Raw genomic sequence first — 24389 nt, forward strand, 5'->3', positions numbered from 1 at the left:
GCAATCGCACTCAATATCCGACAAGAGAGAAAGCGATCCGCGACGTGACACGGTACATCGAACTGCGTTACAATCAACAACGACTTCACTCGGGGCTTGGCTATCGGACCCCGAACGAAGCCGAGCAGGCATGGATCACCGAGAACCTCGCCGCGTAGACAACTATTCAACTGGTCCAGGAAACGTTGGGCAGCTCAGTTCTGGATTCGCATGTTGAGATCGGCGAAGAGGTTGTCGATCGCGAGGGTGTGATCTGCTGTGTACTGCGCGATTGCCTGCTGAAGTTCGGCGATCCTGCCGTCCAGAGGCGGCGCAGTGGTACCGTCCGGGCGCGTGCAGGGTGCGGGGAGATCTGCGGCGTCGAGCCCTGCCAGCTTGCACAGCGTGCTGGTTCTGAGCGCGTCGAACTGGGAACCGTAGAAGCCTCGATCAGACGCGGCCTGATCCGCGATGCCCTTATTGCCATTAGTGGCGTTGATCTGAGCGATCTCTTGCTGCCTGCGCGCGTACTCATCGATCTTCTGCAGCTGCCCGGAGAACGCCTCGGCGCTCGAGGTGAGCGAGTCCGCGACCGACTTCGTAAACGTATTCTGAGCTTCCACGGTCGCAGCGTTCACGTCCTTGAGACCTTGTGCGGTGGACACAAAGTTCTCGATATTCGGAATCGTGCCCGAAAATGGTTTTTGTACATCGGCGGTCAGAGCGGCAACGAGTGCTTCCTGATTGCTGAGGGTCCCGTGCATGTGCCCGTCAGCCTCGGCGAGGTTATCCGCTAAGGAGGCGTAGTACATCTTGATGACGCTCTCGTTGAACCCATTCACGATCGCGACGATCCTGCCGTCCAGCAGCTGATCCGCTCGCTTGTCCGCTTGCGGTTTAAGCTTGTACTCGACTGTCGCTTTCATGGGGGTCGTATCCTGAAGGGTCAGGATGTCGCGCGAGAACGACTGAGGAATGTACAAGATCGCATCCACAGAGCCATCGGTGTACGCCTTCTCAGCGACGGAGTGGGAAAGCACGATCCAGTTGTACTCGGAATCCTTCGAGATCCGGTCGACGAATGACGTGCCGAACGTATACTGATCGCCATTGAACTCGGAGGCCAGATCCTCATTGACCAGCCCCACGGTGGGCCTGACATCGTCGGCGCTCTGCGCGGCATCAGCATTCACAGCCACGAAACCTATGCACAGCGCGACCACCAGCACGGCTGCCGAGGACAGCCGCGCAAGCCTCGATCGGGGTTTTGTCGACATGTTCGTCATACACATACTCCTTCGACTGCCTTCACTACACTCGCAGACGCATCGCAATGCGCAGGGTGATCACGCACGGACTCACCGCTGATCGAACCACGGACGCGACGATTGCTGACCGATTACCGCCGTGCACAGGTTCACGGCAACCGAGGCGACGGTGCACTCAAGCGGAAGGCAGTCACCGAAGCCGCGCGGTCCGCAGTACGAGATCGATGCGAACGAGAGGCACATTACTACGCTCGTCGAGGATGCTGGCGGACGTCATCGCGGCACGCCGAGAGACGACCGGCCGCTGCGTCAGCGTTGTCCAGGCGCGCGAGCGGCGCGAGCGTGGGACGACCTCCCGATCAGGGGCGACGCCGTAGCAGCTCGGCTCTCGACCGGGAGGCCCTCATCCCGTCTCGCCGACGACAGCGCGTCGTCACACGTCCCCCAACCTCCCCGGCCAGTACACCTAGAATTGCGCAGTGCTCAAGTTGGTCGTGCTCCTCTCCGGCGGCGGATCGAACCTCCGCGCCCTCCTGGATGCCACGGGCGAGGAGGACTTCCCGGCCCGCATCGTCGCCGTCGGAAGCGACACCGACGCGGCGGGCTTCCGGCACGCCGACGAGCGCGGCACGCCCTCCTTCATCGTGGCGCCGAGCGACTTCGCCTCGCGCGACGAGTGGGGCGCCGCCCTGCTCGAGCACATCCAGGAGTGGGAGCCCGACCTCGTCGTCTGCGCAGGTTTCATGCGGATCCTGCCCCCCGTGGTGGTCGACTCGCTCAGCCCGTGGATGATCAACACGCACCCCGCCCTCCTGCCGCTCTACCCCGGCGCCCACGCCGTCCGCGACGCACTCGCCGCCGGTGCGACCGAGACGGGCGTCACCGTGCACGTCATCGACACCGGAGTCGACACCGGCCCGATCATCGCCCAGGAGAGCCTCGCCGTGCTCCCCGGCGAGAGCGAGGCCGAGCTGCACGAGCGCATCAAGACCATCGAGCGACGCCTGCTGGTGCAGACGGTGCTCGACATCGCCCACGGAACCGTCGACCTCGAGGAACTCGCCCGCGCATGAGCATCACCGCCCACGACCCCAGCAGCTACGACGACCGCGACCTGGTTCCCGTCCGCCGGGCACTGATCTCGGTCAGCGACAAAACCGGACTGCTCGAACTCGGAGCGGCCCTCGCCGCGGCCGGCGTCGAGCTCGTCTCCACGGGCTCGACGGCCGCTACCCTCCGCGACGCCGGACACAAGGTCACCGACGTCTCGGCCGTCACCGGGTTCCCGGAATCGCTCGACGGCCGCGTGAAGACGCTGCACCCGGCCGTGCACGCGGGCATCCTCGCCGACCTGCGCCTCGCCTCGCACCGGGAGCAGCTGCAGCAGCTGGACATCGCCGCCTTCGAGCTGGTCGTGGTCAACCTGTATCCGTTCCGCGAGACTGTCGCCGGTGGGGCCGACGCGGCGACCGTCGTCGAGAACATCGACATCGGCGGCCCCGCCCTTGTGCGCGCCTCCGCCAAGAACCACGCGAACGTCGCGATCGTCGTCAACCCGGCCGACTACTCCGGCATCGTCGCCGCTCTCGCCGTGGGCGGCACGACCCTCGCCGCCCGCCGCACCCTCGCGGCCCGCGCCTTCGCGCACACCGCCTCCTACGACAGTGCCGTCGCCGCCTGGTTCGCCGGGCGGGAGGCGGACGAGGGTGTCGAGGGATCCGTCGAGATCCGCGGGACCCTCCAGCAGGTGCTCCGCTACGGCGAAAACTCGCACCAGACGGCGGCGCTCTACGTCTCACCCGACGGCACCGGCATCGCGCAGGCGACGCAGCTGCACGGCAAGGAGATGTCCTACAACAACTACGTCGATGCCGACGCTGCCGTCCGCGCGGCCTACGACTTCGTGCTGCCCGCCGTCGCCATCATCAAGCACGCGAACCCCTGCGGCATCGCGATCGCGAGCGCGAAGGCCATCGACCCCATCGCCTCCGCCCACCGCCGCGCCCACGAGTGCGACCCGGTCTCGGCCTTCGGAGGCGTGATCGCCGCGAACCGGCCCGTCACGCTCGCGATGGCCGAGACGGTGAGGGAGATCTTCACCGAGGTGCTCGTCGCCCCCGGATTCGAGCCGGAGGCACTCGAGGTGCTGAAGACCAAGAAGAACCTGCGCCTACTGCAACTCCCCGACTTCTACGCCCCCGTCGAACGCGAGTTCAAGCAGATCTCGGGCGGCCTGCTGCTTCAGGAGCCGGACCGTTTCGTCGGCGGGCCCGGCGAGGTTAGCTCCGGCTGGCAGCTCGTCGCCGGCGAGCCGGCCGACGCCGACACGATGCTCGACCTCGAATTCGCGTGGAAGGCCTGCCGCGCGGTCAAGTCGAACGCGATCCTGCTCGCCCATGCCGGCGCCTCCGTCGGCGTCGGCATGGGGCAGGTGAACCGCGTCGACTCCTGTCACCTCGCCGTGACCCGTGCCGGCGAGCGCGCAGTCGGCTCCGTCGCCGCCTCCGACGCGTTCTTCCCCTTCGCCGACGGCCTCGACGTGCTCCTCGCCGCCGGTGTGAAAGCGGTCGTCCAGCCTGGAGGATCGGTCCGCGACGCCGAGGTCATCGACGCGGCCACCCGCGCAGGCATCACGATGTACACGACGGGGGAGCGGCACTTCTTTCACTGAGTGACGGGCGGGCGCGCCCGTTGGGGCTGGTCTTCCACGCCGCTCCTTGCGCGGCGTGGCGCAGTTCGGCTTGTGGGCGGGGGTAGAGAGGCGACCGGCCGGTCTCATAGGGGGATGCAAGGGGTTCGACAGGTGGGGTGCGGGCTGCGCGCGTAGGGTCGGCGGGTGCATTCCGATTCGACGCCCGACCGCCCGCCCGTGACCGCCGTGACCACTCGCGCCACCGACCGGACGCCCGCGACAGGGCGCCGCCTCCTCTTCGCGCTGCTCGCCGCCGCGGCCACCGCCCTGGTCGCGCACCTCGCGAACCTGCTCGCCTACTTCATCGGCAATCAGCTCCAGCCGGGGTCGATCCCACAGGTGAACGCCTACTTCCTGCTCTCCAGCGTGCTCGGCTTCGTCGTCGTGCTCGCACTGGCGATCGCCGGAACCCTCGGCCGCGCCTGGCTCGCGGCCCTCACCGGGCTCGTCGCGGGCGTGGTCGGCGCCGTGTTCGGCACGCTCGTGCAGGCCAGCGCCACCGGTGACCCTGTCACCGGCGCGGTGTGGGTGTCGATCTTCCAGACCTTCGCCGGACTCAACCTTGTCTTCCTCCTGGCCTTCATCGTCTCGGCGGCGACCGTTGGACGCGCTCTCTGGCTCCGCGTCCGCACCGACGAAGCCCCGGGTGCCGCCTCCGCTCGCCGCATCGCGCTGGTTCGCGCACCGGCCGCCGACCTCTCGGCCGGCGAACTCACGCACCTCGAGCGCGTCCCCGTCGATCAGCAGCGCGCGCAGCAGCAGTGGGAGGCGTACGTCGACCTGCTCGAGCGGGCGGGCTGGGAGAGCGTCGAAGCCGCGCCCGCGCCCGACCTCGCCGACTCCGTGTTCCTCGAGGACGCCGTCATCGCCTTCGGCGACCACGCCGTGATCGCTCGCTCCGGAGCGGAGTCCCGCCGCGGTGAGGCCGCCGGTGCGGAAGAGGCGGTCCGCGCCCTCGGCCTCACCGTCGACCGGATCGAGGAGCCGGGGACGCTCGACGGCGGCGACGTCCTCACAGTCGGCTCGACTGTCTACGTCGGCCGTGGACGCCGCACCGACGCGGCCGGAGTAGCCCAGCTGCGCGCGATCCTGCGCCCTCGCGGGTACGACGTCGTTGCGGTACCGCTCTCCACGGTGCTGCACCTCAAGAGCGCCGTGACCGCCCTGCCCGACGGCACCGTCATCGGCTGGGAGCCGGCCGTCGACGAGCCCCGCCTGTTCCCCTCCTTCCTGCCGATGCCGGAGGAGCCCGGCGCCCACGTGGTCGTCCTCGACGACGACACCCTGCTGATGGCTGCCTCCGCTCCGCGCAGTGCCGAGCTGCTGAGGAGCCTCGGCTACCGCGTGCTCACCGTCGACATCTCGGAGTTCGAAAAGCTCGAGGGCTGCGTGACCTGCCTCTCGGTTCTCGTGCGCTGACGGCGGAGGCGAGCGGGCGCGAGTGCGCGACGGCCGCTGGACGGGACACGTCGTCCGGGTATAGCCTTCAAGGCTGCCCGGGCCCCCGTCCCGGTGGCATTCCTGTCTCCCCACTCCTCCCGGCTCGGGGAAGGCTCCGTCCTCGTCCCGAAAGCACTGCACCGTGTCCGCACCCGTCCTCCCGTCACCCGGCGCCGCCGAGCAGAAGCGCCCCAGCACCCGGCGGACGCTGCTGCGCCTCGTACCCTTCGTCGGTGATGCCCTGCCCCGCCTGGTGAGCGGCATCGGGGTCGCTCTCGTGGCGAGCCTGGTGTCGCTGGCCATCCCGCTCGTCCTGCAGCAGCTCGTCGACGGTCCGCTGGGCGACGGAGCGACGGCCGCCGGCTCCGGCGACCTCGGCCCGCTGATCGGCCCCGTCACCATCATCCTGGTGCTCGGCGTCGTCGAGGCCGGTGCTATCGCGCTGCGGCGCCGGATGGTCCTCACCCCCAGCACGCGCATCGAGGCGCGCCTGCGCTCGGCCCTCTACAGCCGCCTCCAAGACCTGCCGGTGTCGTTCCACGATCGCTGGCAGAGCGGTCAGCTGCTCTCGCGGGCGATGAGCGATCTCAGCCTCATCCGCCGGTGGATCGCCTTCGGCTTCGTGCTGCTCGTGGTCAACGCGGTGACGATCGTCGTCGGCTTCGGCGTCCTCGTCTACTGGAACCCGATCCTCGGCGCGCTCTTCGTCGTGTGCTCGATCCCGGTCTGGATCTACGGATTCGCCTTCGAGAAGCGCTACTCGAGCATCGCGCGCCGCAGCCAGGACCAGGCCGGCGACCTGGCGACGACCGTCGAGCAGTCGGTGCACGGCATCCGTGTGTTGAAGGCGTTCGGGCGCCACCAGCACGCGCTCGAGAACTTCGCCGGGCAGGCCGAGAAGCTCCGCGGTACCGAGATCGACAAGGCCCGCGCCATCGCCGGGATCTGGCTCGTCCTGCTGCTGGTGCCGGACATCGCCTTCGCACTCTGCCTGCTCGGCGGGGTCTGGCTCGCCGCGGACGGCCAGCTGAGCGTCGGCGAGCTCTTCGCCTTCTTCGCCACCGCGACCGTACTGCGCTGGCCGGTCGAGTCGATCGGGTTCCTGCTCTCGATGACCTTCGACACCCGCACTGCTGTCGACCGCTACTTCGAGGTCATGGACAGCCGGAACACGATTACCGACCCGGAGGAGCCCGAGACGATCGCCGACCCGCGCGGTCGCGTGCGCTTCCGCGACGTCCACTTCCGCTACCAGGACGCGCCCGAGCGCTACCGGGATCTGCTCGACGGGGTCGACCTCGAGGTGGAGCCCGGCGAGACGATGGCGCTGGTCGGCATCACCGGCTCCGGGAAGACCACGCTCACCGCGCTGCTCCCGCGGCTCTACGACGTGACCGGCGGAGCGATCGAGCTCGACGGAGTAGACATCCGCCGGCTCCGGCGGGAGGAGCTGCGCACGCACATCGGCATGGCGTTCGAGGACGCGACGCTCTTCTCCACCAGCGTGCGCGAGAACGTCCTGCTCGGCCGCCCCGAGGCGAGCGAGGAGGAGCTGCTCGAGGCGCTCGAGATCGCGCAGGCGGACTTCGTGCACCGGCTCCCCGACGGCCTGGACACGACGGTCGGCGAGGAGGGGATGAGTCTCTCCGGCGGCCAGCGCCAGCGCCTGGCCCTCGCCCGGGCCGTCGCCGCCCGCCCGGCCGTGCTCGTGCTCGACGACCCGCTCTCGGCGCTCGACGTCGACACGGAGGCGCGGGTCGAGGCGGGCCTGCGCCGGGTGCTCGGCGACACCACCGCGATCATCGTCGCGCACCGTCCGTCGACGGTGGCGCTCGCCGACCGTGTGGCGCTGATCGAAGAGGGGCGCATCACCGCGGTCGGCACCCACAGCGAGCTGCTCGCGAGCAGCCCGCACTACCGCTTCGTCATTTCGAGCCTCGAGGAGGACGAGCTGACCCGGCCCGCGGGGATCGAGCGCATCGGCTCCCGCCCCGCGACGACCCGCCAGGAGACGCGATCATGAGCACGCTCGGTTCCTCCGAGGAGCGCGACGACCTCTCGCGCGCGGAGTCGGCGTCGCTGCGCCGACGTTCGCTGCGGCTCCTCGGGTCGCTGCTGCGGCCGCTGCGGCTCAGACTGGTGCTGACGGCGGTCGTCGTGGTCGTCGCGACGGCGGCGCAGGTCGCGGGTCCAGCGCTGATCGCCGCGGGCATCGACAACGGCTTGCCCGCGGTGCTCGCGGGGAACGCCGTTCCGCTGGCCGTGACCGTCGGCGCCTACATCCTGACCGGGCTGATCGGCGCGCTCCTGGTCGCCTGGTACACGGTGCTGTCGGCGCGGGTCAGCCAAGCGATCCTGATCGACCTGCGCAAGCGCGTCTTCCTGCACACGCAGAAGCTGAGCCTGGAGTTCCACGAGAACTACACCTCCGGCCGAATCATCTCGCGGCAGACCAGCGACCTGGACTCCATCCGTGAGCTGCTCGACTCCGGAATCAACCAGTTGGTACAGGGCGCGCTCTACATGGGCTTCGTCGCGATCGCGCTCGTCTCGCTCGACGGAGTGAGCGGCATCGTGCTCGCCTGCGCCCTCGTACCGCTCGCGCTGCTGACCCGCTGGTTCCAGAAGCGCTCGCAGGCGCTGTTCCGCGGCACCCGAGTCGCCTCGTCGCGGCTGATCGTGCAGTTCGTGGAGTCGATGACCGGCATCCGCGCGGTGCAGACGTTCCGTACTCAGAAGCGCAACGAGACGGTGTTCGGGGGAGTCGTCGAGCAGTACCGGCTCGCATACAAGCGCGTCTTCGGCGTCTTCGGCACCTTCGATCCCGGGCTCGTGCTGATCGGCAACATCACGGTCGCCGTGGTGTTGTTCATCGGCGGCGTCCGCGTGCTCGACGGCGGGCTCGAGATCGGCGCGCTGCTGGCGGTCCTGCTCTACACCCGGCGCTTCTTCGACCCGGTGCAGGAGATGGCGATGTTCTACAACTCCTACCAATCAGCGGCGGCCGCGCTCGAGAAGATCTCGGGCGTGCTGGCCGAGGAGCCGAGCGTCCCGGATCCGACCCGCCCGATCGATCTGCGCCAGGCGCGCGGCAGGCTCGGCTTCGAGGGCGTCCGCTTCGCCTACACCGCCGACCGCGAGGTGCTGCCGCGCTTCGATCTCGACATCCCCGCGGGGCAGACCATCGCGCTTGTCGGATCGACGGGTGCCGGCAAGACGACGCTCGCCAAGCTGATCTCGCGCTTCTACGACCCGAGCGACGGCGTGGTGACCCTCGACGGCGTGGATCTGCGGCAGCTGCATCCGAAGGACCTGCGGCGCGCGATCGTGATGGTGACGCAGGAGGCGTACCTCTTCTCCGGGTCGGTCGCCGACAACATCGCGATCGGTCGGCCGACCGCGTCCTACGACGAGATCGTGCGCGCGGCGCAGGCTGTGGGCGCGCACGAGTTCATCCAGGCGCTACCGGACGGCTACGACACGGACGTGAACAAGCGAGGCGGCCGCGTCTCGGCGGGGCAGCGTCAGCTGATCTCGTTCGCGCGCGCGTTCTTGGCGGATCCCGCCGTGCTGATCCTCGACGAAGCGACCTCATCACTCGACATCCCGAGCGAGCGCCTGGTGCAGCAGGGGCTCCAGACGCTGCTGGCCGACCGCACCGCGGTCATCATCGCGCACCGCCTCTCGACGGTCGCGATCGCCGACCGCGTGCTGGTGATGGAGCACGGCCGCATCGTCGAGGACGGCGCTCCGGAGGCGCTCATCGCCGGCGACGGCCGCTTCGCCACCCTGCACGCGGCCTGGCGCGACTCCCTCGTGTGAGGCGCGGCGCGCTGACGTGCGTGCGTGCGATGTGCAGGGACGCGTGCGGTGTGCAGGGACGCGTGCGGTGTGCAGGGGATCCTCGTGAGGAGGGCGATCCTGCCGCGAGAATGAGCCGACGAGAGGCGGATCCCCTGCGAATCGGACGGCCCCCTGCGAATCGGACGGTCCCCTGCGAATCGGACGGTTTCCTGCACATCGGACGGTCCCCTGCACAGCGGACGACAGCGGACGACAGCGGACGACAGCGGACGACAGCGGACGGCGGCGGGCGGCGGCCCGGCGTGCCGGACGAGTCAGGGACGCCAGCGGCCGGCGCGCATGTCGACGCGGTAGCCGCCCGGAGTGACGACCAGAGGCGTGCCCTCGCGCTCGTACTCGTGGCGAGCCCGCTCCTCGTGTCCTCGTGGTGGCGCACCTCCCGAGCGCACGACACGCCACCATGCGACGTCCGAGCCGTAGTGCGCCATCACCATGCCGACGACCCGCGCCGCTCGACTGCCGAGCACCGCGGCGATCTCGCCGTACGCCATCACGTGCCCGGGCGGGATCGACTCGACGACGCCCAGAACTGCCGCGATGAACTCCGGCCGATCTGCGTCGACCTGCTCACTCAGAGCGTCAGCGCCCCGATGTTCTCGCCGTACTGCGTCTCGCCGACCACCTCGAAGCCGATCCAGCGGAAGAACTGCTCCGGGCCGTCCTCGCCCGACTCCCAGATCACGGTGAGGGTGCCGAAGCCGCGGGCGCGGGCCTCCTCGGCGGTGGCGCGGACGGCGAATGTGCCGACGCCGCGGCCCTGCTTCGCGGCGTCGATGTTGATGCGCCAGATGCAGCTGCGGAACTCCTCCGCCGCCTCCGGATCGAAGTGCGCGTGGATGAAGCCGACCAGCTCGTCGCCGTCCATCACGGCGCGTTGCCAGGAGGCGCCGGGGTCGATCACAGCGGCGGCGGCGGAGTAGGAGACCGGCGCGATGAACTGCTCCTGGCCGGGTTTGAGGCTCAGCCCGTTCACGGCGGAGATGTTCGAGGCGGACAGCTCTTCCAAGCGAAGGTCACTCATGCCGTCACTGTAGCGGCGGGCCGCATGGGGGGCATCCTCCTGGCGGGCGACGCATGTAGTTCCCTGAGCCGATAGCGGAGAAGTGTCTCGACATCGAGACAGTTGGAGCCTCGGGTAGGCTGGCGGAGGCCATCCGGAGCGGTGCAGAGCCGCACGTCCCGCACAGGTGCGGGGTCATCGACATCATGGGAGAGCAATGTCCAAGATCAAGGTTGAGGGAACAGTCGTCGAGCTCGACGGCGACGAGATGACACGCATCATCTGGCAGAAGATCAAGGACACCCTCATCCACCCGTACCTCGATGTGAACCTCGAGTACTACGACCTCGGCATCGAGCACCGCGACGAGACGGACGACCAGGTCACGATCGACGCGGCGCACGCCATCCAGAAGCACGGGGTCGGCGTGAAGTGCGCGACCATCACGCCCGATGAGGCCCGCGTCGAGGAGTTCGGCCTGAAGAAGATGTGGAAGTCGCCCAACGGCACGATCCGCAACATTCTCGGCGGCGTGATCTTCCGCGAGCCGATCATCATCTCGAACATTCCGCGCCTGGTTCCGGGCTGGAACAAGCCGATCATCATCGGGCGCCACGCATTCGGCGACCAGTACCGCGCCACCGACTTCGTCTTCAAGGGCAAGGGCACGCTCACCGTCGAGTTCACGCCCGAGGACGGCTCCGAGCCGATGAAGTTCGAGGTCTACAAGGCCCCCGACGACGGCATCGCGCAGGTCCAGTACAACCAGGACGCCTCGATCCGCGACTTCGCTCGCTCGTCCCTGAACTACGGCCTCTCGCGCAACTACCCGGTCTACCTCTCGACCAAGAACACGATCCTCAAGGCCTACGACGGGCGCTTCAAGGACATCTTCGAGGAGATCTTCGAGACCGAGTTCAAGGAGCGCTTCGACGCCGCCGGTCTCACGTACGAGCACCGCCTCATCGACGACATGGTCGCCTCGGCCATGAAGTGGGAGGGCGGCTACGTCTGGGCCTGCAAGAACTACGACGGCGACGTCCAGTCCGACACCGTCGCCCAGGGCTTCGGATCGCTCGGCCTGATGACCTCGGTGCTCTCCACTCCCGACGGAAGCGTCGTCGAGGCGGAGGCGGCGCACGGCACGGTCACGCGCCACTATCGCCAGCACCAGGCGGGAAAGCCCACCTCGACCAACCCGATCGCCTCGATCTACGCCTGGACGCGCGGCCTCGCGCACCGCGGCACGCTGGACGGCAACCAGGAGCTCATCGACTTCTCGCTCACGCTCGAGGATGTGGTCATCACGACGGTCGAGTCCGGAAAGATGACGAAGGACCTCGCCCTGCTCGTCGGCCCCGAGCAGGGCTGGCAGACGACCGAGGAGTTCCTCGCGACCCTCGACGAGAACCTGAAGGTGCGCATGTCGGCCTGACCGCCGGTTCTCACGAGAGTGCCCGGCTCGCACGGATCCAGTGAGCCGGGCACGTCGCCGCAGTCAGGTCTCGGGGCGCGGGCGCCTCAGAGTACTCGGGCGAGCTGCTGCATCGCGCGCAGCGGATCCGGACCGGACGGCATCAGCACCACGCTCGACGCTCCCGCATCGTGCAGCTGGGCGATGCGGCGCCGGGCGTCATCGGGGGCGCCCACGACGGCCAGCTGGTCCAGCCAGGCCTCGGGCAGGTCGCGGACAAAGGCGGCTCGATCGGTGCTTCTCGCGCGCAGCCGTGCGAACTCGTCGGCGAAGGGGAGCGGCTCGATGTGCGGAGCCCAGTCGGGCTCGCCGATCCACTCCAGTCCTGGCCGCACCGCGTCGCGGGCGGCGGCGGGGTCGTCATCCACGGCGGCGACGGAGTAGGCGACGATCCGACCGGCGGTGCCGAGGTGGTGGCGGGCCACCGCCAGATACTCCGGAGTGACGGGCTCGGCCAAGACGGCCCCGTCGGCGATCCGGCCCGCCAGCGCGAGCGACTTCGGCCCGCGGACGCCGGCGAGCAGCGGTGGCACCACAGCGGGCGGTGACTCCAGCGCGAGGTCGTCCACGTGGACGTAGCGACCGGACCGAGTGGTCCGCTCGCCGCTGAGCAGCGAGCGGATCGCGTCGAACTGCTCCTCGAGCAGAGTGAGCGGGCTCTGCGGCCAGACGCCGATGCCGCGCATCCACTGCGGCATGCCGTGACCGATGCCGGCGTGGATCCGGCCGGGGAACAGTTCGGCGAGGGTGCCGAGCTCCATCGCGGTGAAGGCAGCGGTGCGGACGGCTGCGGGCAGGATGCCGATGCCGACGACGATCCTCTCGGTCGCCGCGAGAACGGCGCCGGCCTGGGCGATACCGCCGCGGAAGCCGAGGTCCTCGACGAGCCAGAGTTCGTCGAACCCGAGCTCCTCGGCGCGGCGGGCGTAGTCGAGCACCTCGGCGGCGGGCAGATCACGGGGGAGCAGGACACCGACAGCGGTGTCGAAGGATGGGGCGCGCATCCGGCCAGCGTAGGGCCTGCGGGCACAAGGAGGGCCCGCGCACTCTGACGCGCACGGGCCCCCGAATGATGTCTGCTACTCGGCGCTCGCCTCGCCGATCCGCACCTGCTCGGGGCGGGCGCTCGAGACGACTTCGATGCGGCGCGGGCGCGCCTTCTCGCTGACGGGGATCGTCACCGAGAGCACGCCGTTGTCGTAGGACGCCGCGATGCGCTCGGTGTCGACGCCCTGGCCGAGGCTCAGCTGGCGGACGAACGTTGCCGATTGGCGCTCGCGGGTGATCCAGGTGACGTCGTCAGCGCTCGCGACGGTGCGCTGAGCGCGGATGGTCAGGAGCTGACCGTCGACGTCGACGTCGACCGAACCCGGGTCGATGCCGGGCAGGTCGGCGGTGAGGACGTAGTGGTCGCCGTCGCGGTAGAGGTCGATCGGCATCCGGCGGGGCCCCTGGCCGGAGCCGAAGAGCGCGCTGGCAAGGCGGTCGAGTTCGCGGGCGGGGTCGTAGGTGAGAGCCATTGAGATCACTCCATTCGGTCGTGCAACGAAGAGTTTCAAGAGTTGAGCCGATCCGGCTCAACACCACAAAATTTAGCACTCCACCCGGGAGAGTGCCAAGTTGCTATGTCCCCGAATCGGTCACTTCGTTACCTACTCGTAACAAAGCTGGGCAATTGAGTTCGTAGGGTCGGTTCTGCGTGGAAACCGATCCGGTTTCCAGCGACTGTGAGTAAGGACATCGTTTGCCGATCCACCTGTCCCATCGTCCACCCGTCCGCCGCGCTGGAAGGCGCATCCTCGCGGGCTTCGCCGTCCTCGGAGTCGCCGCGACGGCGGCCTTCGCCAGCACCGGCGCCAGCGCCGCCCCTCTCGCCGGAACCGCATCACTCGTCGGCGGGCTCTCCACCGGCCAGAGCTTCGATGACGGCGATTACGTCGTCACCCTGGTCGAGCCCTCCGCGGCTACCTACCAGGGCACGGACGCCCGCTTCGCCCGCACCGCGCCCGCGGAGGGCGCGCAGCTGCAGGCCACCTCCGCACCAGTGGAGGACTACTCCGCTCACCTCGAGCAACGCCAGCAGGATGTGGCCTCCGCGGTCGACGCCGCCATCGGCTACCACTACACCGTCGCCCTCAACGGCTTCTCGGCGAGCCTCTCCGGCGAGCAGGCGGGCGAGCTCGCGAGCCGCCGCGACGTCGCCCAGGTCCGCAAGGCCGAGAATCTGAAGCTCGATCGTGCCGCGCAGACGGCGCCGCCCGCCGAGACCGCCGCCGGCATCCCGGTGCCCGACACCGGACAGCAGCGCTCGACCGATTTCCTCGGCCTCGAGGGCGAGAACGGCGTCTGGCAGAAGCTGGGCGGCGTCGACAAGGCGGGCGCAGGCGTCGTCGTCGGCGTCATCGACTCCGGCATCGCACCCGAGAACCCCTCCTTCGCGGGCCCGCCCCTGGCGACCTCGCCCGGAGCGGCCCCCTCGACGGACGGCACCACCACCTCCTTCGTGAAGTCGGACGGCGGAACCTTCGTCGGCTCCTGCTCGCCGGGGCTTCCCGCCTCCGAGCAGTGGAACGGCGACGAGTGCAACCAGAAGCTGATCAGCGCCCGCTGGTTCCTCGGGGACGAGAAGGTCGGCTCGAAGGACCACCCCGAGTATCGCTCCCCGCGCGACGGCGGCGGACACGGCTCGCACACTGCGAGCACTGCCGCCGGCAACAACGGCGTCGAGGCCAGCGTCGACGGCTACGACTACGGGCGGATTTCCGGCGTCGCGCCGGCCGCGAAGGTCGCCGCCTACAAGGTCTGCTGGAACGGACCCAACGACGACGACTTCTGCTCCGGGTCGGGCATCCTCGCCGCCATCGACGCCGCGACCAAGGACGGCGTCGATGTCATCAACTTCTCGATCGGCGGCGGCGCGGCCATCTCGACCCTGACCACGATCGACGAGGCGTTCCTCAACGCCGCCGCCGCGGGTGTGTTCGTCGCGGCCTCGGCCGGCAATGCCGGTGCGGGCGCCTCCACCCTCGACCACGCGTCGCCCTGGTACACCACGGTCGCCGCATCCTCCATCCCGACCTACACCGCGACCGCCACCCTCGGTGACGGCCAGAAGTTCGTCGGAGGATCCATCTCGGTCCACGACGACGTCACCGGACCGCTGGTCACCAGCGCCGATGTCGTCCGGCCCGGCACCGAGAACCCCACTCTTTGCGAGAGCGGCACGCTCGACCCCGACAAAGTGAAGGGCAAGGTAGTCGCCTGCACGGCGGGTGTCACCGCGCGCCTGTCGAAGTCGGTCGAGGTCGAGCGGGCCGGCGGCATCGGCATGCTGCTGCTCAACCCGACCCCGAACGCTCTGCACGTCGATGACCACTCGGTCCCGAGCATCCAGATCGACTCGCAGGCCTACCAGGCCATCACCGCCTACGCCGGCACCGCCGGTGCGACGGTGAACCTCTCCGAGGGCAACGCGTCCGGCGCTGTCATCCCCGTCCCTCAGGTCGCCGGCTTCTCGTCGCGCGGACCGGCGGAGGCGGACGGCTCCGACGTGCTCAAGCCCGACCTCACGGCGCCCGGCGTCGGGATCCTGGCCGACAGCTTGAACGCCCAGGGCGATGACCCCGCCTTCGCGTTCGAGTCGGGCACATCGATGTCGTCGCCGCACGTCGCCGGACTCGGCGCGCTGATCCTCGGAGCGACACCCAAGGCCTCGCCGTCCGCGGTGAAGTCGGCGATGATGACCTCCGCGTATGACAGCGTCGACCAGTCCGGAGCTGTGTCCAAGGACGTCTTCGCGCAGGGTGCCGGACACGTCGACCCGGCCGCATTCCTGGACCCCGGCCTGATCTACGACAGCGGGACGGCGGACTGGATCGCGTACCTCAAGGGCGCGGGCTACTCCTTCACGCCGAACGACGCGATCAACGGCATCACGGCGATCGACCCGTCCGACCTCAACCAGGCCTCGATCGCGATCGGTTCCCTGGCGGGCGCGCAGACCGTCACTCGCACGGTGACCTCGACCGGCGCGGGCACGTACACCGCCTCGGTCGACGGCCTCGCCGGGGTCGACGCCGTCGTCTCGCCCTCGACCCTCTCCTTCACGGGTGCGGGCCAGACGGCGCAGTACACGGTGTCCTTCACCACCGGGTCGGCACCGCTCAATCAGTTCGCCACCGGCTATCTGACCTGGGCGAGCGCGGAGCACGACGTCCGTAGCCCGATCGCGGTGCGCCCGGTCCTGCTGGACGCGCCGTACGAGGTGTCCGGCACCGGCTCCACCGGCACCGGCTCGGTGACGATCGCGCCCGGCATCACGGGTCCGCTGCCGCTGGCTGCGAGCGGCCTCACGCAGGGCGTCCTCGCCGAGGATGCGACAGCCACCGACGGGCACTCGGCGTCCCTCCCCAAGGGGAAGTCGCTGACGACCACCGTGGTGGTGCCCGAGGGCGCCGAATTCGCCCGCTTCGACCTCGACTCGGTCGACGACACGGCCGACCTCGACCTGACCGTCACGAGCCTGAGCACGAAGAAGGTCTTCACCTCGGCGACCGGTACGGCCGACGAGCGCGTCGACATCGCCGACCCCGCCCCGGGCGAGTACACGGTCCAGGCCGATGTCTACTCGACCGCTCCCGGGTCCTCGACCTCGACGTTCGATTTCCGCAGCTTCGTCATCACTCCGGAGAACGGACTCGGATCGCTCAGCACCGACCCGGCCGTGATCGATGCGGTGCAGGGCGAGCCGACGGCCTACGCCGTCTCGTGGTCGAACCTGGCCGGCCCGGCCCGCTACCTCGGCCGCGTCGTGTATGCCGGATCGGGACTCTCGACGCTCGTGAGCGTCGACGTCGCCGAGGCGGTCTCGCCCACTCCGACGCCGACCGCCGCTCCGGAGCCCGAGGGCCCCTCGGAGCCGACGATGCCACCGGCGGTCGGCCCGATCGTCGCTCCGGGGGAGCCCACCGAACCGGGCGCGCCCGAACACGGTGGTGGCGGCCTTGCATCGACGGGCTTCGACGGCGGTCTCCTCGGAGCCGTTGCTCTCGCCCTCGTCGGTGCGGGTGCTGTGCTCATCGGCCTCCGACGCCGTGCCCTGGCGCGGCATGAGGTGGCCGCCGCGGAGTAGCCCTCCGCGATTGCCGCGAACGGCCGTCCCCCTGCTCCTCCCGGAGCGGTGGGGGCGGCCGTTCGCTGTGCGTCGTGGGTCCTGTATCGGGTGTCGGGCGTCGTGCGGGGGCGAGGGCGGAGCGGCGGCGCGAGCGAGAGCCCGAGCCGGCCCCTGCTCCCGACCAGGGCTGCGCGGTCCTCAGAGGGAGCGGCGCCCCGCGATGACACCGGAGACGACCGCCGCACTGCCGAACGCGATCGCGACGACCGGGTGCCCGAGGTCCAGCCACGCCACCGCGGCGGCCCCCATCACCAGCAGCTCGATCAGCGAACGGCCGTAGACGTCGATCGCGAGGACCGCACGCGGCGACAGGAAGAGCGCCCAGATCAGTGCGGCGAGCACGGGTGCGCCGAGGCCGACGACGATGCTCCACGGCAGGTCCCACGAGGAGAAGCCCCAGATGGCGAAGGTCACCAGGGCGACGAGCTCCAGAAGGAAGCGGAGGATCGCGTTCGGCCCGACCCTGGTCTCGGCGTCCGCTCCTGCTCGATTCACGCCGACCATGCTAACGGCCGGAGGTCAGCGGAAGATGATCGTGCGGGCGCCGTCGAGCAGCACCCGATCCTCCGTGAACCACTTGACCGCCTGCGTGAGCGTGCGGCTCTCCTCGTCCTGGCCGATCGCGACGAGCTGCGCCACCGAGTGCGAGTGGTCCACGCGCACCACGTTCTGCTCGATGATCGGCCCTTCGTCGAGGTCGCTGGTGACGAAGTGGGCCGTCGCACCGATCAGCTTGACTCCGCGGGCGTGCGCCTGCTTGTAAGGATTGGCGCCCTTGAAGCCCGGCAGGAACGAGTGATGGATGTTGATGGCCCGCCCGGCGAGGCTGGCGCAGAGCTCGGGCGAGAGGATCTGCATGTAGCGCGCCAGGACCACGAGCTCGACGTCGTGCTCCTCGACGACCGCGAGCACGCGCGCCTCGAACTCGCGCTTGGTCTGCGGCGAGACGACGGGGCGGGACTCGAACGGCACGCCATAGAACTCGGCGAGGTCGCGCAGGCTCCCGTGATTGGACAGGATCAGCGGGATGTCCACCGCGAGCTGCCCGGCGCGCTGACGAAAGAGCAGGTCGTTGACGCAGTGCGCGGCGGTGGAGGCAAGCACGAGGGTGCGCAGCGGCCGACCGACGACGTCGAGGCGCCAGGTCATCCCGTAGTGCTCGGTGATCGGCAGCAGTGCAGCGGCGAACTCCTCGCGGGTGATCGGCGACTCCACCTGCAGGCGCATGAAGAAGCGGCCGGTGTCGGCACTCGAGAACTGCTGGCTCTCGGTGATGTTGCCGCGGGCCTGGACGACGGCTCCGGACACGGCGTGCACGATGCCGGGCTGGTCCGGGCACGCGAAGGTGAGGGTCCAGTGGTTACCCGCGGACCGGTCGCCGGCCCAGGCGGCGTCGCTGCCCGTCGACGGGGTGCCCGCTGGGGCGGGCAGGGGGGTCGCGGGCGCGGCGGGTTCGGGCTGCATCCGCCCAGGATAACGGGGGCGGGTGGGCCGGTCCGCGCCGCTCACTCGACCGTCACGGCGCTGGTGGCGATGGCTCCGACGCGGCCGCCCGGAGCGGAGTATCGGACGCCCGCCACGTGCGTCCCTGCGGGTAGGTCGATGGTCGTGGTGAGGACGGGGGCTCCGGGAGCGAGGGCCTGCACCGGCTCGCCGTCGACCAGGAGCTCCAGTCCGTCGGCGTCCGAGTCGGCGAGGACGAGCACGCGGACGTCGCCGGCGCTCGCCGAGTCCGGAGCGATGAGCGTCGGTGCGCGCAGATCGACGCTCGCCGGTGCGCTCGCTCCGGACGCGGAGCGGGCGAGTACGGTCGTCCTGCCGAGGGGGAGGGGTAGGGCGGTGGCGGTCCAGCGGCCGGTGGCGTCGGCCGTGGCCGCACCGTAGCGGCGGTCGTCGGCTGCATCGACGAGGAGGACCGTGGCTCCGGGCTCAGCGGTTCCCGCGGCGTCGGGGAGGAGCCGGCCGTCGGTGTCGAGCACGAGAGTGGGCGCGGCGGCGGTCGGCGCATCAGCAGCCGGAGTCGGAGCCGGCGGCGCGGGGGTCGTCGCCGGCTCGGGCGCAGGAGTCGCCGTCTCGGGTGCGGGTGCGGGTGCGGGTGCGGGTGCGGGTGCGGGTGCGGGGTCCGGCTCCGGTGCTGGTGCTGGGTCCGGTGCCGGTGCCGGTGCCGGTTCCGGTGCTGGTTCGGGCGTCGGAGTCGGGTCCGGCGCAGGTGCCGGTTCGGGTGCCGGTGCAGGTGCCGGTTCGGGTTCGGGTGCAGGTGCCGGTGCCGGTGCAGGTGCAGGTGCGGGTGCGGGTGCTGGGGTCGGGTCCGGCGCAGGTGCGGGTGCGGGTGCGGGCGCCGGTATCGATCCCGGTGCGGGCGTCGCTGTCGACGTCGCAGTGCCGTTCCGCTCGGAGGCGACGGGTGCCGGCGCCGGTCCGCCGGAGGGAGCGGGGACGGCCGTGGTCTCCTCCTGCGGTGCGCGATCGCCGGTGCGCGGAGCCGAAACAGCTGCGAAAGAGCTGCTGTTCGGCGTCGCCTCGGCGTCCGCTGGCGGAGCGGTGCCGGGCCGGTCGGCCTCAACTGCTCTGCTCCGGTTCTGCGTGCTGTCCGTCCCTCCGGCTGCATCGGACGATGCGACCCGCTCGGGCTCCTGCCCGTCGGTGCTCGCGCTGGGTGCGGTGGCCGCCTCGAGGGTCGATTCCGGATTCGGGGTGCGTCCCGTCTCGTGGTCCTCCTTGTGGGGGAGCGCCTCCTGGGGAAGCGCCTCCTGCGGGAGCGCCTCCTCCGACGCAACGACCGACTGGACCGTCCCTGCGGACAGCAGCACTGCGCCCCCGCCGACTCCTGCGATCGCGAGCCCCGCCACGACGGCCACGGTGACAACCACGCCCGCTCCACTCCCGGCCCGCGACGCCTGGACGCCGCTCCGCAGCGCACTGGCGCCGGACGCCGAGGCTCCGCTTGACGCCGACGCGCCGCCCGCAGCACCCCACGCCGCGGCCCCGCTCAACCCCGCGACGAGCGGCAGCAGCACCGTCGCGAGTCGTCGGCTTGCGTGCTCGGCTTCGGCCAGTGCCTCGCGGCAGGAAAGGCACTCGGTCAGGTGGCCGTTCAGGCGCAGCCTGTCCCGAGCGGGCAGCCTGCCGCGAGCGTGCGCCCCCGCTCGCTCCAGTACCCACTCGCATTCGCCGGTTGCGGAGGAGTCGAGGACGTGCTCTCGGATCCAGGCCGCCCGCAGGCCCTCCCGCGCGCGCATCCCGAGCGCCGCGACCGCGTTGGGACGGAGACCGAGCAGCGGCGCGGCGTCGGCGGGAGCCAGGCCCTCGACCTCCGTGTACCAGAGCACCTCCTGCCAGCGCGCCGGCAGCGCCCGGAATGCGCGGGCGCCGAGATCGCGCTCCAGCGCCGCGAGTGCGCGCTCCTCCGGGTCCGGGCCGGCAGCGAGGAGGGAATGGTCGTCCTCGTCGAACGGTCGCTCCCGCCGGCTCCGGCGCGCCCAGGAGCCGGCGACGTTGCGGATCGCGGTGAAGAAGTAGGGGCGGAAGGCGCCCTCGGGGCCGCCTCCGCCCTCGACCACCCGCAGCACGCGAAGGAACGCCTCCGAGACCAGGTCATCGGGGTCCGAGCTGCTCGACCAGGCACGGGCGACCGTACGTCCGGCGCCGGAATGACGGCGCCACAGCTCGGAGACGGCGTCGGTGCGTCCGCTGCGCACGAGCGCGAGCAGTTCGGGATCGCCCAGACCATCGACGCTCTCGGAGCCGCGTCGAAGACCCACAGCCACGCCCCCTCACCAGCCCCGCGCCGGAGCTGCCCGAGCGATCGTCGCACGGCGGCGACGTGCCGTCGCTGGGTGGCACGGCTCCCGCGCCACCCGTCCCGCTTGCTAGAGTGGGCGCGCCGCGACTGGCGTTTGGATGGGTGACCATCAGGGAGCGGCACCTCCTCCGGGGCAGCGTCCCGGACACTTTTCCCGCCGCACGCCTGGGCTGGAACGGATACCGTAGATCGGGTCGCCCGAACGAGCCGTGTCGCGCCGCCGCGACCTGCCGGGCCCCTTCCGTTTCCCAGCCAAGGAGCGTCCGTGTCCTCATCCCCCGCCTCCGCGCGCCCCGGCGTCGCCGCCTCGTTCGACGAGCCCGTCTCGGTGGTCGACCCCGAGATCGCCGCCGTGCTTCAGCAGGAGCTCGATCGCCAGCGCAGCTACCTCGAGATGATCGCGAGCGAGAACTTCGTGCCGCGCGCGGTCCTCGAATCCCAGGGCTCCGTCCTGACGAACAAGTACGCGGAGGGCTACCCCGGCCGCCGTTACTACGGCGGCTGCGAGTACGTCGACGTCGCCGAGCAGCTCGCGATCGACCGGGCCAAGGCGCTTTTCGGCGCCGAGTTCGCCAACGTCCAGCCCCACTCCGGCGCGTCCGCCAACGCGGCGGCACTCGCCGCTCTGGTTCAGCCCGGCGACACCATCCTCGGCCTCGAGCTGGCGCACGGCGGGCATCTGACTCACGGCATGAAGCTCAACTTCTCGGGCAAGCTCTACAACGCGACCGCGTACGGCGTCGATCCGACGACCTTCCGGATCGACATGGACGCGGTGCGCGAGAAGGCCCTGGAGGTCCGCCCGCAGGTGCTCATCGCCGGCTGGTCCGCCTACCCCCGCCAGCTCGACTTCGAGGCGTTCCGCGCCATCGCGGACGAGGTCGGCGCGAAGCTCTGGGTCGACATGGCCCACTTCGCCGGTCTGGTGGCCGCAGGCCTGCATCCCTCCCCGGTGCCCCACGCCGACGTCGTGACGACCACCGTCCACAAGACGCTGGCCGGCCCGCGCTCGGGCCTCATCCTCGCCAAGCAGGAGTACGCCAAGAAGCTGAACTCGGCCGTCTTCCCCGGTCAGCAGGGCGGACCGCTGATGCACGTGATCGCCGCGAAGGCGACAGCATTCAAGCTCGCAGGCGAGCCGGAGTTCGCCGACCGCCAGGCGCGCACCATCCGCGGCGCGCAGATCCTCGCCGAGCGCCTCACGGCGGCCGACTCGAAGGCCGAGGGCATCGACGTTCTCACCGGGGGCACTGACGTGCACCTCGTCCTCGCGGACCTGCGCGATTCGCCGCTGGACGGCAAGCAGGCCGAGGACCGCCTCCACGAGGTCGGTATCACCGTCAACCGCAATGCCGTGCCGTTCGACCCCCGCCCGCCGATGGTGACCTCGGGTCTGCGCATCGGCACCCCGGCGCTCGCCACCCGCGGCTTCGGCGACACGGAGTTCGCCGAGGTCGCCGACGTCATCGCCGAGGCGCTCAAGCCTTCGGCCGACCTCGAGGCGCTGCGCGGCCGCGTCGCCCGCCTCACCGACGACTTCCCGCTCTACCCCGGGCTGTAGTCGACCCGCTACACCACTCGCACGGCGGAGGCGGGGCGTCGCCCCCTCTCCGCCGCGCCCCGAACGAGGAGTCCGAGATGACGGCACAGGTACTCGACGGCGTCGCGACGGCGACGGCGGTCAAAACGGAGATCGCCGAGCGGGTCGCCGCTCTGCGCGAGCGGGGTGTCGTGCCCGGGCTGGGCACGCTCCTGGTGGGGGACGACCCGGCCTCGCGCTCGTACGTCGCCGGCAAGCACCGCGATTGCGCGGAGGTGGGGATCGAGTCGATCCGCGTGGACCTGCCCGCGACCGCGTCGGCGGAGGATATCCGCGCCGCCATCCGGCGGCTGAACGAGTCGGCGGCCGTGACCGGGTACATCATCCAGCTGCCGCTGCCCAGGGGCATCGACGAGAACTCGATGCTCGAGCTGATGGATCCGGACAAAGATGCCGACGGCCTGCATCCCACCAACCTCGGGCGGCTTGTTCTCGGCGTCGAGGGCGAACTGGACAGTCCGCTGCCCTGCACGCCGAACGGGATCGTGGAGATGCTGCAGCGCCACGGCATCCCTACCTCGGGCAAGCACGTCGTCGTCGTCGGCCGCGGCCTCACCGTCGGCCGTCCGCTCGGCCTTTTGCTCACACGGAAGGGTGTGGACGCCACGGTGACCCTGACCCACTCCCGCACCGCCGACCTCGCCGCGGAGGTACGCCGCGCCGATATCGTCGTGGCTGCCGTCGGTGTGCCCGGATTGATCCAGGCCGACTGGGTGAAGCCCGGTGCCGCGGTCCTGGATGTGGGCATCACCCGGGTCGAGAACCCGGAGACGGGGCGCGCGAAGCTGACCGGCGACGTCGCTCCGTCGGTGGCGGAGGTCGCGGGCTGGCTCTCGCCCGTTCCCGGCGGTGTCGGCCCGATGACCCGCGCGATGCTCATCCACAACGTGGTGACTGCCGCGGAGCGAGCCCTGCGCTGAGCGCCCTGCGCCGACCCGCGTTTGGGGGAGATGCCCAGTCGCCTCCCGGTAGCGTAGGTCGGCGCTCTCGCGTCCCCCACCCCGTCGGACACGTCCTCGGAGCGCGCCCCGCCCCACGAGGAGAATCCATGCTCACCGTCACCGCTTACGCCGCCCCCTCTGCGACCGAGCCGCTCGTCCCCACGACCATCGAGCGCCGCGACGTCGGACCGAATGACGTGCTGATCGAGATCGCCTACTCCGGTATCTGCCACTCCGACATCCACACTGTCCGAGGCGACTGGGGACAGGTCCAGTACCCACTGACCGTCGGTCACGAGATCGTCGGCGTCGTCGCCGAGGTCGGCTCCGAGGTCACCAAGCACTCGGTGGGCGACCGCGTCGGTGTCGGCTGCATGGTGAACTCCTGCCGCGAGTGCGAGAACTGCCTCGCCGGCGAGGAGCAGTACTGCCTCAGGGGCAACACCGGCACCTACGCCTCCGTCGACCGCGACGGAACCGTCACGCAGGGCGGGTACTCGACCCACGTCGTGGTCGTCGAAGACTTCGTGCTCCGCGTGCCGGAGTCGATTCCCTACGAGGCCGCCGCGCCTCTGCTGTGCGCGGGCATCACCACCTACTCGCCGCTCTCGCACTGGGGGGCGGGCCCGGGCAAGCGCGTCGCCGTGGTCGGACTCGGTGGCCTCGGCCATATGGCCGTGAAGTTCGCTCACGCAATGGGCGCCGAGGTCACCGTGCTCTCGCAGACCCTCAGCAAGAAGGAGGACGGCCTGCGCCTGGGCGCCGACCACTACTACGCGACAAAGGACGAGGCGACCTTCACCGACCTCGCGAACACCTTCGACCTGATCATCAACACGGTCAGCGCCCCGCTGGATCTCGACGCCTACCTGGGACTCCTCCGCCGCAACGGGACGATGGTCAACGTCGGCGCCCCGGCAGAGGCGCTCCCTCTGCACGTCTTCACCCTGTTCGGCGCCCGTCGCTCCTTCGCGGGCTCCGGCATCGGAGGCATTCGCGAGACCCAGGAGATGCTCGATTTCTGCGCGGAAAAGGGCATCGCGAGCGACGTCGAGGTTGTATCGGCCTCGCAGATCAACGAGGCCTACGAGCGCGTGCTCGCCTCGGACGTGCGGTATCGCTTCGTGATCGACGCCGCCACGTTCGAGAAGTGAGT

The 24389-nt window shown here is 70.2% G+C and carries 18 protein-coding genes and 1 riboswitch; of the genes, 10 read left to right on the top strand and 8 right to left on the bottom strand.

All coding sequences use genetic code 11. The annotated features are described in order from the left end of the window. Positions 1-194: 194 nt before the first annotated feature. Entirely contained in the window at positions 195-1265 is a 1071-nt protein-coding gene (gene esaA / locus C5D07_RS06895) for a type VII secretion protein EsaA (RefSeq protein ID WP_170063519.1), read from the bottom strand. Between the two features lie 461 nt (positions 1266-1726). Between esaA and purN the strand changes: the two genes are divergently transcribed. The 5 genes from purN to C5D07_RS06920 all read left to right on the top strand — a co-directional run bounded on the left by purN (position 1727) and on the right by C5D07_RS06920 (position 9201). Next, positions 1727-2320, top strand: a complete 594-nt coding sequence (gene purN, locus C5D07_RS06900; protein WP_068251687.1) for a phosphoribosylglycinamide formyltransferase — start codon at positions 1727-1729, stop codon at positions 2318-2320. After that, complete coding sequence (purH, locus tag C5D07_RS06905) at positions 2317-3918, top strand: bifunctional phosphoribosylaminoimidazolecarboxamide formyltransferase/IMP cyclohydrolase (protein WP_104259007.1); 1602 nt, start codon at positions 2317-2319, stop codon at positions 3916-3918. The genes purN and purH overlap by 4 nt, the downstream gene beginning before the upstream one ends. 165 nt (positions 3919-4083) lie before the next feature. Then, on the top strand, positions 4084-5358 hold the full coding sequence (gene ddaH, locus C5D07_RS16250) for a dimethylargininase (protein ID WP_269465687.1): 1275 nt from the start codon (positions 4084-4086) through the stop codon (positions 5356-5358). A gap of 163 nt (positions 5359-5521) precedes the next feature. Then, complete coding sequence (locus tag C5D07_RS06915) at positions 5522-7402, top strand: ABC transporter ATP-binding protein (RefSeq protein WP_084415789.1); 1881 nt, start codon at positions 5522-5524, stop codon at positions 7400-7402. Continuing rightward, entirely contained in the window at positions 7399-9201 is a 1803-nt protein-coding gene (locus C5D07_RS06920; protein ID WP_068251692.1) for an ABC transporter ATP-binding protein, read from the top strand. The genes C5D07_RS06915 and C5D07_RS06920 overlap by 4 nt, the downstream gene beginning before the upstream one ends. Positions 9202-9497: 296 nt before the next feature. Here the strand turns inward: C5D07_RS06920 and C5D07_RS06925 are convergent, their stop codons facing one another. Both C5D07_RS06925 and C5D07_RS06930 read right to left on the bottom strand, forming a co-directional pair. Beyond that, positions 9498-9920: an MGMT family protein gene (locus C5D07_RS06925; RefSeq protein WP_308470998.1), complete on the bottom strand. Its 423-nt coding sequence runs from the start codon at positions 9918-9920 to the stop codon at positions 9498-9500. Next, positions 9815-10264 carry a GNAT family N-acetyltransferase gene (locus C5D07_RS06930; RefSeq protein WP_068251698.1) on the bottom strand — a complete coding sequence of 150 codons (450 nt, stop codon included), beginning with the start codon at positions 10262-10264 and terminating at the stop codon, positions 9815-9817. The genes C5D07_RS06925 and C5D07_RS06930 overlap by 106 nt, the downstream gene beginning before the upstream one ends. Positions 10265-10460: 196 nt before the next feature. Between C5D07_RS06930 and C5D07_RS06935 the strand changes: the two genes are divergently transcribed. Continuing rightward, positions 10461-11678: an NADP-dependent isocitrate dehydrogenase gene (locus C5D07_RS06935; RefSeq protein ID WP_068251701.1), complete on the top strand. Its 1218-nt coding sequence runs from the start codon at positions 10461-10463 to the stop codon at positions 11676-11678. Positions 11679-11764: 86 nt separating this feature from the next. Here the strand turns inward: C5D07_RS06935 and C5D07_RS06940 are convergent, their stop codons facing one another. Further along, positions 11765-12721 (bottom strand): LLM class flavin-dependent oxidoreductase, encoded by a 957-nt coding sequence (locus tag C5D07_RS06940; protein ID WP_104259009.1) that lies wholly within the window; start codon positions 12719-12721, stop codon positions 11765-11767. Positions 12722-12796: 75 nt separating this feature from the next. Further along, complete coding sequence (locus tag C5D07_RS06945) at positions 12797-13237, bottom strand: Hsp20/alpha crystallin family protein (protein WP_104259010.1); 441 nt, start codon at positions 13235-13237, stop codon at positions 12797-12799. A gap of 224 nt (positions 13238-13461) precedes the next feature. Here C5D07_RS06945 and C5D07_RS06950 point away from each other — a divergent pair, with 224 nt between their 5' ends. Beyond that, complete coding sequence (locus C5D07_RS06950; protein WP_104259011.1) at positions 13462-16848, top strand: S8 family serine peptidase; 3387 nt, start codon at positions 13462-13464, stop codon at positions 16846-16848. Positions 16849-17028: 180 nt separating this feature from the next. Here the strand turns inward: C5D07_RS06950 and C5D07_RS06955 are convergent, their stop codons facing one another. Genes C5D07_RS06955 through C5D07_RS16255 form a run of 3 tightly spaced genes read right to left on the bottom strand, consistent with a single transcriptional unit; the run spans position 17029 to position 20651 of the window. Next, a complete protein-coding gene (locus tag C5D07_RS06955) occupies positions 17029-17385 on the bottom strand; it encodes a YrdB family protein (RefSeq protein ID WP_249028189.1) in 357 nt (118 codons plus the stop codon). 24 nt (positions 17386-17409) lie between these two features. Continuing rightward, positions 17410-18354: a formyltetrahydrofolate deformylase gene (purU, locus tag C5D07_RS06960; protein WP_104259013.1), complete on the bottom strand. Its 945-nt coding sequence runs from the start codon at positions 18352-18354 to the stop codon at positions 17410-17412. Positions 18355-18395: 41 nt separating this feature from the next. Further along, a complete protein-coding gene (locus C5D07_RS16255; protein WP_211286358.1) occupies positions 18396-20651 on the bottom strand; it encodes a sigma-70 family RNA polymerase sigma factor in 2256 nt (751 codons plus the stop codon). Positions 20652-20765: 114 nt separating this feature from the next. Continuing rightward, positions 20766-20870: riboswitch (ZMP/ZTP riboswitch) on the top strand. 87 nt (positions 20871-20957) lie between these two features. Between C5D07_RS16255 and glyA the strand changes: the two genes are divergently transcribed. The 3 genes from glyA to C5D07_RS06980 all read left to right on the top strand — a co-directional run bounded on the left by glyA (position 20958) and on the right by C5D07_RS06980 (position 24387). Then, positions 20958-22253 (top strand): serine hydroxymethyltransferase, encoded by a 1296-nt coding sequence (gene glyA, locus C5D07_RS06970; RefSeq protein WP_104259015.1) that lies wholly within the window; start codon positions 20958-20960, stop codon positions 22251-22253. 77 nt (positions 22254-22330) lie between these two features. Further along, complete coding sequence (locus tag C5D07_RS06975; RefSeq protein ID WP_068251721.1) at positions 22331-23212, top strand: bifunctional methylenetetrahydrofolate dehydrogenase/methenyltetrahydrofolate cyclohydrolase; 882 nt, start codon at positions 22331-22333, stop codon at positions 23210-23212. A gap of 128 nt (positions 23213-23340) precedes the next feature. Next, a complete protein-coding gene (locus tag C5D07_RS06980; RefSeq protein ID WP_068251723.1) occupies positions 23341-24387 on the top strand; it encodes an NAD(P)-dependent alcohol dehydrogenase in 1047 nt (348 codons plus the stop codon). The last annotated feature ends 2 nt before the right edge of the window (positions 24388-24389 follow it).

This window comes from Rathayibacter tritici (assembly GCF_002932875.1).
GTDB classification, from domain to species: domain Bacteria; phylum Actinomycetota; class Actinomycetes; order Actinomycetales; family Microbacteriaceae; genus Rathayibacter; species Rathayibacter tritici.

Bases quoted from the DNA above. Each gene is read 5' to 3' on its own strand.
- esaA (WP_170063519.1), bottom strand. From the start codon at position 1,265: ATGACGAACATGTCGACAAAACCCCGATCGAGGCTTGCGCGGCTGTCC.
- C5D07_RS06935 (WP_068251701.1), top strand. From the start codon at position 10,461: ATGTCCAAGATCAAGGTTGAGGGAACAGTCGTCGAGCTCGACGGCGAC.
- purH (WP_104259007.1), top strand. From the start codon at position 2,317: ATGAGCATCACCGCCCACGACCCCAGCAGCTACGACGACCGCGACCTG.
- C5D07_RS06920 (WP_068251692.1), top strand. From the start codon at position 7,399: ATGAGCACGCTCGGTTCCTCCGAGGAGCGCGACGACCTCTCGCGCGCG.
- purU (WP_104259013.1), bottom strand. From the start codon at position 18,354: ATGCAGCCCGAACCCGCCGCGCCCGCGACCCCCCTGCCCGCCCCAGCG.
- C5D07_RS06980 (WP_068251723.1), top strand. From the start codon at position 23,341: ATGCTCACCGTCACCGCTTACGCCGCCCCCTCTGCGACCGAGCCGCTC.
- C5D07_RS06940 (WP_104259009.1), bottom strand. From the start codon at position 12,721: ATGCGCGCCCCATCCTTCGACACCGCTGTCGGTGTCCTGCTCCCCCGT.
- C5D07_RS06930 (WP_068251698.1), bottom strand. From the start codon at position 10,264: ATGAGTGACCTTCGCTTGGAAGAGCTGTCCGCCTCGAACATCTCCGCC.
- C5D07_RS06945 (WP_104259010.1), bottom strand. From the start codon at position 13,237: ATGGCTCTCACCTACGACCCCGCCCGCGAACTCGACCGCCTTGCCAGC.
- C5D07_RS06975 (WP_068251721.1), top strand. From the start codon at position 22,331: ATGACGGCACAGGTACTCGACGGCGTCGCGACGGCGACGGCGGTCAAA.